Source organism: Moorena sp. SIO3I6, from assembly GCF_010672095.1.
Genome location: NZ_JAAHHU010001439.1, coordinates 1 through 1,276, shown reverse-complemented (window position 1 = coordinate 1,276; position 1,276 = coordinate 1). Strand labels below are relative to the sequence as shown.

The 1,276-nt window shown below is 44.8% G+C and carries 2 protein-coding genes and 1 pseudogene; all 3 read left to right on the top strand.

Annotation, left to right across the window (positions count from 1 at the left end):
- Positions 1 to 374, top strand: a pseudogene (locus F6K49_RS50075) (aminoglycoside phosphotransferase family protein); the annotation flags it as partial.
- Positions 375 to 475: 101 nt separating this feature from the next.
- Positions 476 to 610, top strand: coding sequence for a hypothetical protein (locus tag F6K49_RS50070; protein ID WP_293110287.1), 135 nt, complete (start codon positions 476 to 478; stop codon positions 608 to 610).
- A gap of 3 nt (positions 611 to 613) precedes the next feature.
- Positions 614 to 1,276, top strand: a 663-nt coding sequence (locus F6K49_RS50065; protein WP_293110284.1) for a T3SS effector HopA1 family protein, incomplete at its 3' end; no start/stop codon positions are given.

Below are 1,276 nucleotides of genomic sequence, written 5' to 3'. Positions count from 1 at the left end.
GCTATGTCCAAATCTGGCTGAGTAGCCTGGTGATCAGTAAATCTTTAAGTATTGAAGAATCCCTAGGTTTAGCCATGACCCCCTTGGAGCAGCTCCAGCCTTCCATTGCTGCCCTAACCAAAGGGTATTTTGAAACCTTTCCAGAAATTTTAGAATACCGACCTGATTTCTTGCGGACAGTAGTGCAATTTACCGGTTTTGGTTTGATTCAACGAATTCGGGCGATGATTGAGTACCAAAAATCCTTTGGTAATGCCGGGATTGCCATGCTCCAGGTTGCCAAGACCTTATTGTGTCGTCCAGAAAAATCCATGCCCACAATTTTTGGCCCTGCTATTGCTGAATTAATCCAACTCCGTCCTTCCGCTGTTTAAGACATAGCAATTCTCAGCGACGTTTGAACGACATTGCTTATCCCTTTAAGGCAAAAGGCAATAGGCAATAGGCAATAGTAAAGAAGGTTTTGAGGGAATCAGTGTCAAAGAAGACTTTACCTCATAACTGCGATCAACGCTATATAGCATTTCCAATAACATCTTCAGAAGTCTTTCCTACTACTCCCGACTCCCGACTCCCGACTCCCGACTCCCTACTCCCTACTCCCTACTAAAGCATGATCCAACTACTTGATTCTAGAGCAATTCAACTATCCCAAGTCACCAATCAGCAATTACTAGACGTTCTAGACGATATTGTTAACAAAGTAAAAATCCAATCAGACTTCTCTATTCACCATTCAGATTACAAACCGTTGGAAATTCCAGCCGAAGCTGTGGAACGTTTTCAACGGATGCCCGAAGATATGCAGCAAAAATATATCAGTCTGCAACTGCGGAGTTTTCTCTATGGTATTTATTACAACGGCTCAATGCGAGATACTCTCGCACCGGAAGCAGATACTGAAGCTGCGCCAGTAGACTTGGAGAACAATACCATCCTGGGAGTAGATGTAGGATTTTATCAGCAACTGCACCACAGCAATAGTGGCAAAGGCTACTTTGACCCTGGTTGGTCTGTTCTCAGAGAAGAAAGTGATGGCAGTTTGGCTGTGACTAAGGGAGGATTGAGGCTGCATATTGAACGGGAGCAGCATCTGCCAGCATCCCAGCAATCTGCCACGGTCGGGGATTCAGTAGCAATCCGTATGCCTAAAAATTTGGTGCAAAATGGCTTTTATATGGCCGTTGGCAATCTAGAAGCACATCGTCCGCACACAGACCAGTCAGTGACTGTGCGAATTTACTTCAACTTTACTCCTGACGGTGCAGTTGCGGTA